This is a genomic window from Streptosporangium nondiastaticum (assembly GCF_003011965.1).
GTDB classification, from domain to species: domain Bacteria; phylum Actinomycetota; class Actinomycetes; order Streptomycetales; family Streptomycetaceae; genus Streptomyces; species Streptomyces nondiastaticus.
This window is the reverse complement of record NZ_PXWG01000309.1, coordinates 1-1,226: the sequence shown is the minus strand read 5'-3', so window position 1 is coordinate 1,226 and position 1,226 is coordinate 1. Positions and strand designations below refer to the sequence as shown.

Annotated in this window: 2 protein-coding genes; both read left to right on the top strand. The window is 71.6% G+C overall.

Features of this window, described 5'->3' with window-relative positions; genetic code table 11:
• Nucleotide 1: 1 nt before the first annotated feature.
• Complete coding sequence (gene cysD, locus B7P34_RS35945) at nucleotides 2–889, top strand: sulfate adenylyltransferase subunit CysD (protein ID WP_223268615.1); 888 nt, start codon at nucleotides 2–4, stop codon at nucleotides 887–889.
• A gap of 2 nt (nucleotides 890–891) precedes the next feature.
• Nucleotides 892–1,226: GTP-binding protein (locus B7P34_RS35940; protein ID WP_286157546.1), on the top strand; the 335-nt coding region annotated here is incomplete at its 3' end.

Genomic DNA, 1,226 nt, shown 5'->3' with positions numbered 1-1,226 from the left:
GTTGTCGCATCTGGATGTGCTGGAGTCGGAGGGGGTGCATGTCTTCCGGGAGGTGGCGGGGGAGTTCGAGCGGCCGGTGCTGCTGTTCTCCGGGGGCAAGGACTCCATCGTCATGCTGCATCTGGCGTTGAAGGCGTTCGCGCCGGCGCCGCTGCCGTTCGCCCTGCTGCACGTGGACACCGGGCACAACTTCCCCGAGGTGATCGCCTACCGGGACCGGGTGGTGGCCGAGCACGGGCTGCGGCTGCACGTCGCCTCCGTGCAGGAGGCCATCGACGCGGGGCGGGTGCGGGAGCGGCCGGACGGCACCCGCAACCCGCTGCAGACCGTGCCCCTGCTGGAAGCCATCACCGCCCACCGCTTCGATGCGGTCTTCGGCGGCGGACGGCGCGATGAGGAGAAGGCCCGGGCCAAGGAGCGGGTGTTCTCCCTGCGGGACGAGTTCGGCGGCTGGGACCCCCGCCGCCAGCGCCCCGAACTCTGGCAGCTCTACAACGGCCGCCACGCCCCCGGCGAACACGTCCGCGTCTTCCCCCTGTCCAACTTCACCGAACTCGATGTCTGGCAGTACATCGCCCGCGAGAAGATCGAACTCCCCTCGATCTACTTCGCGCACGAGCGGGAGGTCTTCTCCCGGGACGGCATGTGGCTCGCCCCCGGCGACTGGGGCGGCCCCCGCGACGACGAGAGGGCACTGCGCCGCCTGGTGCGTTACCGCACGGTCGGGGACATGTCCTGCACGGGCGCCGTCGACTCCGGCGCGGCCACCGTCGAGGAGGTCATCGCCGAGATCGCCGCCTCCCGGCTGACCGAGCGCGGCGCGACCAGAGCCGACGACAAGCTGTCCGAGGCCGCCATGGAGGACCGCAAGCGCGAGGGGTACTTCTAGCCATGAGCACAGCCACCGACACGAACACCGCGGCGACGTCGCTGCTGCGGTTCGCCACCGCCGGCTCCGTCGACGACGGGAAGTCGACCCTCGTCGGCCGGCTCCTGCACGACTCCAAGTCCGTGCTGGCCGACCAGCTGGAGGCCGTCGAGCACGCCTCGCGCGGCCGCGGGGCCGGAGCCCCGGACCTGGCGCTGCTGACGGACGGCCTGCGCGCCGAGCGCGAGCAGGGCATCACCATCGACGTCGCCTACCGCTACTTCGCCACCCCCCGCCGCCGCTTCATCCTCGCCGACACCCCCGGCCACGTGCAGTACACCCGCAACATGGTCACCGG